Annotated in this window: 5 protein-coding genes; all 5 read right to left on the bottom strand. The window is 73.7% G+C overall.

What is annotated here, in order from left to right:
* Positions 1-35: 35 nt before the first annotated feature.
* On the bottom strand, positions 36-1,202 hold the full coding sequence (locus ABD172_RS06870; RefSeq protein ID WP_344308175.1) for a glycosyltransferase family protein: 1,167 nt from the start codon (positions 1,200-1,202) through the stop codon (positions 36-38).
* A gap of 13 nt (positions 1,203-1,215) precedes the next feature.
* Positions 1,216-2,466 carry a glycosyltransferase family 4 protein gene (locus ABD172_RS06865; RefSeq protein WP_344308173.1) on the bottom strand — a complete coding sequence of 417 codons (1,251 nt, stop codon included), beginning with the start codon at positions 2,464-2,466 and terminating at the stop codon, positions 1,216-1,218.
* A gap of 53 nt (positions 2,467-2,519) precedes the next feature.
* Positions 2,520-4,193 (bottom strand): murein biosynthesis integral membrane protein MurJ, encoded by a 1,674-nt coding sequence (murJ, locus tag ABD172_RS06860; protein WP_344308171.1) that lies wholly within the window; start codon positions 4,191-4,193, stop codon positions 2,520-2,522.
* Positions 4,194-5,039 (bottom strand): hypothetical protein, encoded by an 846-nt coding sequence (locus tag ABD172_RS06855; RefSeq protein ID WP_344308170.1) that lies wholly within the window; start codon positions 5,037-5,039, stop codon positions 4,194-4,196. It lies immediately after the preceding gene.
* A partial coding sequence (locus tag ABD172_RS06850; protein WP_344308168.1) for a copper transporter occupies positions 5,036-5,573 on the bottom strand: 538 nt, incomplete at its 5' end. The genes ABD172_RS06855 and ABD172_RS06850, both read right to left, overlap by 4 nt.

The raw sequence follows: 5,573 nt of genomic DNA, 5'->3' as shown, positions 1-5,573 counted from the left end.
CTCCGCGGCGCCTCGGCGGGGTGCGGCACGGCCGCTCAGACCCAGGTGGCTCCGGAGAGCAGCCCGGCGTAGAGCGCACGGAGGTCCTCGGCGAGGAAGGCCCCGGAGTCCGCGTCGTCGACCCGGCGGCGGGCCGCGATGCCGGCGGCGCCGCGCGCGGCCGGGCTGTCGATGTACGTGAAGACCGCGTCGAGGAGTTCCTCGGTGGAGTCGGCGGGGGTGGCGAAGGCGGCATCGCCCCACATGCGGGCTCCGCGCTCGGTGCCGACGAAGACCACCGGCTTCGCCAGCTGCATGAGGTCCTCGGGGTCGATGTCGCCCATCCGGTCGCTCGCGAGGACGACGTCCGCCGCGGCGAGGAGGTCGATGGTGTCGTCGTGGTCGGCGAGGACGAGGCCGCGGCCCGGTCGCGCGAACTCCTTCCCGATGAGCCCGCGGAGTCCGCCGGTGCCGCTCAGCGCGACGGTCCACCGGCGATCGGCGCGGTGTGCGGACAACTGGGTCGCCGCATCGACGATCGTCGTGAGCGCGGTGTGGTCGACGAGTTCCACCGGGGAGGCGACGAGCCACGTTCCCGCCTGAATACCGAGCGCCTTGCGGACGGCGGCCTTCGATCGGGTGGGCCGGACGTTCCGGTCGAGGTCCGCACGCATGAGCCGGGCACGCTCGACGGTGGCGACGGAATCGGCGAAGTGCTCGACGACGGGTTCGGTCGTCCCGAGCACCGCCGAGGCGGTCCGGGCGACGAGAGCGGCGTCCGTCTTCGCGAACACGTTGCGGGAACCGAACCGACCGACGGTCGCGACGAGCACGGGCCGGCGACCGGCGGGCAGCCCGGTGAAGCCGAGACCGGCGACGGCCGCCGCGTGCAGACCATGGGCGTGCACGAGGTCGACGTGCCGGTAGTACTTGTGGAGCGTGAGGGCGGCGTCCGGATCCCCCGGACGCGGGCCCGCCGCGATCGCGACGGGGATGTGACGCAGGAGCGCACTCTCGGGCATGTCGAGAGCGGCGAACACCTCGGGTCGGGCGGCGACCGCGACCTCGTGACCGGCCTCGACGTGCCCGGCGACGGCGACCTTCGCGACATCGGCGATGGGCCCGGTGGACTCGGTGAGAACGTGCATGATGCGGGTGTTCGGATCGAGCTCGGGACGTGCGGGGAGCGAGGTGGGGTCCGGGAGTGCGCCGGTCACGGTCATGGAGTCTTCGTCCTTACTGGGGTCGTACGTGCCTGGTCAACATTACCCGCCGCCACGGGCGTGCACGGTCGGGTGGCGAGGACGCGCCCTGCGAGGAGGACGGCGGCGTCCCCCGGTCCGTCCGGCGACCGGCGAGCACATCCCGGTAGTGCGCGAGCAGGGTCTGCGCGACCGCGTCCTCGTCGGGAAGGTCGCGGGACCGCAGCGCCGCGCGGGAGCCGAGCGAGACCCGTTCGTCGGGGTCGTCGAGCAGGCGACGGAGGCCCGCAGCGAGCGCGGCCGAGTCACCGCGGGGCACGAGCACACCGGCGTCACCGAGGAGGCCCGGCAGGCCGCCGACGGCCGTCGCGACGATCGGGGTGCCCGCCGCCATCGCCTCCTGGACGACGAGCGCCCGGGCCTCCCACTCGCTCGTGAGGACGAAGAGGTCCGCGGCACGCAGGAGGTCGCCGACGTCGGAGCGCTGGCCGAGCATGTGGACCGGGAGTCGGCGGGGCCGGGCGTACGCCGCGATGCGTTCGAGTTCGACCGGGTCGGCCGACCCGGCGATGAGCGCATGCAACCGCGGGTGGTCCGGCGCGAGTTCGGCGAGCGCCTCGAGGAGCATGCGGTAGTTCTTCTGCGGCGCCACGCGCCCGACGCTCAGGAGGATCTGCGCATCACGCGGCAGGTCGAGTTCGCGGGTGAGCCGGGATCGCAGAAGGGCGGCGTTCACATCGTCGTTCGTCTGCGCGCGAGGCGCCGCCACCGGGGCGAAGACCGCGTTCCGTGCCCCGAAGGCGCGGGCCTCGTCGACGAGGTCCTCGCTCGCACCGATCGTGAGGTCCGCACCCCGCGCGACGAGCGTCTCCACGGCCTTCTCGGCGAGTCCACGGGCACCGGTCGCCATCGCCCGGTTGTGCCAGCTCACGACGGAGGCGGGTCGCTCGGCCGGGGCGATGCGGGCGATCGCGGACAGCACCGCGAGCCCGGCACGGAAGCCGTGGGCATGGACGACATCCGCACGGAAGGTCGACACGAGCCACGAGAGCCGGCGGACCGTGGCAGTGTCCCGCAGTCCGAGGGACGAGCGGAACTCGACGGGCACGAACTTGATGCGGCCGCGCGCCCCCCGGGTGAACCCGAAGTGGGCATCGGTCTCCGGGGCGCCGATGATGCCGACGGTGTGCCCGGCAGCGGCATAGCGTTCGGCGAGGGACGCGACGTGGGTGCCGACGCCGCCGGTCGAGGTGGTGAGGACGAGCAGGATCCTCAGTGGTTCCATGTCCGGCCTCTCCTTCGCTCGTGATGTGTGGGGTCCCTCGTGCACCGGTCGCGTCATTCCCCGGTGGCGTCCCGTTCGAAGTCTACCGACGAGTCGGCTGCCGACGGGCGGTCCTCCGGTGCATTCTTCCTGCGTGCCAGGAGGACGGGAACCGCCATGACGGCGACGCCGACGAGCGCGAGCAGGATCCCGCGAACGACATGACCGAGCAGCGGCGGCAGACCCGGCACGGCGCCGAGCACGCCTGCGGCCCCGGTGGATGCGGCCACTGCGAGCGCGGCGCACACGAGGAGAGCGACCGCGACGAGTCCCGTGCGCCGCAGCGAACCGAGGCCGAGCACCGTCCGGACGAGCACGACGGCGAGGACCCCGGCGATCGTCATCCCGAGCGCATGCGCTCCCGCGATGACGAGGAGTGTCGCCCCGGGGCTGTCGGTGGCGGCGACCGTGTTCGCCCGGGCCACCCATGCACCGCCACCGAGGGCCACGAGGACCACGATCACCCAACCGAGGACGGGGCCGAACGCGGCGAACCGGGAGCGTTCGTGCGCGAAGAAGATCCGCTGGCCCCAGTTCACGAGGCACCACCCCGGGACCGCGAGTGCCATGAGGACGACACCGGACGCCATCGCGGCGAAGGGGACCTCGCTCGAGGCCGCGGCACGGTCGATGCCGGTGAAGAAGTCCTCGAGGGGGCCGGCGGCGCAGACGAGGACGACGGCCCCCGTGAGACCCAGCCACAGGACCCGGTCCGTCGTGCGGGAGACGGTGCGGGACGCCTCGGCCACGGACTCCTGCCCCGCCCCCGCCGCGGCGAGCTGGGCGGAGAGCTGCTGGAAGGCGATCGTGACGACCGGCACCACGAGGACCGCGTAGGGCAGCAGGTAGACGGCCTGGATGTAGCTGAAGACGACGTACACGCCGGTCCCGCCCACCCGATTCGCCACGAGCATCGTCACGAGGACGGCGGCCTGCTGGACGAGGAGCGCCACGACCCCGGCCGAGGCCAGACGTCGGGCCCGCACGGCGACGCCCGCCGGGAACCGCAGTGTCGGGCGCAGACGCACGCCGACGCGACGGGTCGGCAGGACGAGCGGGAGCGAGAGTGCGAGAACACCGCAGGTCGTGCCCCAGCCGAGGAGCGCGAGGGAGCTCGGCGGCGAGGAGTCCGGCCCCGAGGGCAGCATCCCGTACCCGAGGTACGTCCCGATGACGACGAGGCTCGAGAGGAGGGGCACGAAGGCCGGCCAGAGGAACCGGCGGTGGGCCTGGAGCACGCCGGTGAGCACCGCGCCGACGCCGTAGAAGGGCAGCTGGACGGCGAACATCACGAGGAACGCGGCGGCGACCTCGGTGGCGGCCGGGTCGGGAACGAGGACGGCGGCGAGCGGCCGCGCGCACGCCACGACCGCAACCGCGAGCGGCACCGTGACGAGGAGCGCCCATCCGAGCAGTGCCGAGGCGATCCGGGAGACCTGCCGGGTGTCCGCCTTCGCGAGCGGACCGGCGAGCAGGGGGACGACGGCCCCGGCGAGGGCGCCACCGGCGACGACCTCGAAGAGGATGTTGGGGACCTGGTTCGCCGACTGGTAGGCGGTACCGACGACCCCGGCACCGACGGTCGGGGAGAAGACGAGCCACCTGAGGAAGCCCACTGCCCGGGCGGCGAGCGTGAGCAGGGAGACGAGGAGCGCGGTGCGGGCGAGGAGCCCCGCGAGGCGTCCCACTCAGCGACCCCAGGCGTCGAGGTCCCGCAGCACCGGGGTGTTCTCGATGACCCGTGTGAAGGACACCTTCTCCGAGGCGAGCGTGAGTCCGGCGAGCACGGCGAGCCATGCGGCCAGGCGGGTGCGGTCCGCTCCACCGAGCGCGATGCGGGCACCGAGCAGCGCACCGAGGGCGTTGGCCCCGGTGTCGCCGAGCATTGCCCGGCCCGCGAGGTCGTCCGGCAGTGCGGCGGCGATCGCTCCCGCAGCCGCACCTGCGAGCACGGAGGTCGCGGGGGTCCGGGTCGTGCCGAGCGCGAGGACGAGTGCGCCGGCCTTGAGCGCACGGCCGGGACGGAGGTCGAGCAGGTTGAAGAGATTCGCGGTGCCGGCGATCACTCCCCCGGCGAGGACGGAGTCCGCACACCGGCCGGCGAACGCCGAACCGGCGAGGGGACGGGGTTCGAGCGCCACGGCGGCGGAGAGCACCGAGGCGACGGGAATGCCGATGACCTTGAGCGCCCCGGTCGTGACCTCACCCCGGGCGAGCGCACCGAGGTGGCCGCGGAGGCCCTTCGAGCTCCCGGATTCCCCGAAATCGTCGATCGCACCGAAGGCTCCGGCAGCGGCGACCGACGCGACCGCACCCAGGCGGGCGGGACCCGCGGGAACGAGTGCGGCGGCGGAGGTGAGACCGAGAGCGACGGCCGGTCCCTCGGACAGGGTGACGGTGCGCCCCACGTGGTTCACCCGGTCGAACCGGGTACGGAGCTCCGCCGGAGCGTGCTTGACGAGTGTCATCGTCGCCGCGGTGACGCCGTAGCCGACGACCGCCGCGGCACCGGCGAGGACGAGGCGGGAGATCACTGCTCCCCCTCTCCGGTCCCCTCGGCTCCCTCCGCGTCCGCCTGCTGGGTGGACGCCAGGGGCGACCGGAGTGCCTCCGCGTCGGGAACGACGGTGTCCGCCGCCGAGGCGAAACCGAAGGCGTCGCGCGCACCCTGGTGCGTCGAGGCGACGGAGAGGGCGGTGATGACGGGACCGGAGGTGTACTGCAGCCCGTCGACGGTGGTGACGGGGGCGCCGTCGGCCCGCAGGTCGCCGATGAGTCCGTCCGCGGCGGAGGTCGAGGGGCCGGAGACCGCGGTCGGGGCCAGTTCACCGAGCGCCTCGGTGAAGAGGAGCCGGGCCTCCGGGCCGGAGGTGTCCGGCGTGGCCGTGGCGGTCGGGGTCAAGGTCCCGTCGGCGGGTTCGGTGGCCGGGTCGTCGGCGGATGCCCCGGTCGTGCCTGCGGTGCCGGCAGGAGCGAGCACGAGGACGACATCGGCCGGAGCAGGCTCGTCCGCGGTGATGCGGCCGCCGGCGGCGAGGGCGTCGAGCACCTCGTCGGCCTCCTGATAG

This window comes from Brevibacterium samyangense (assembly GCF_039529845.1).
Taxonomy (GTDB): Bacteria; Actinomycetota; Actinomycetes; order Actinomycetales; family Brevibacteriaceae; genus Brevibacterium; species Brevibacterium samyangense.
This window is presented reverse-complemented; position numbering and strand designations above follow the sequence as displayed.

Excerpts from the sequence above, each read along its gene's own strand:
- ABD172_RS06870 (WP_344308175.1), bottom strand. The coding sequence starts at position 1,202 with ATGACCGTGACCGGCGCACTCCCGGACCCCACCTCGCTCCCCGCACGT.
- ABD172_RS06865 (WP_344308173.1), bottom strand. The coding sequence starts at position 2,466 with ATGGAACCACTGAGGATCCTGCTCGTCCTCACCACCTCGACCGGCGGC.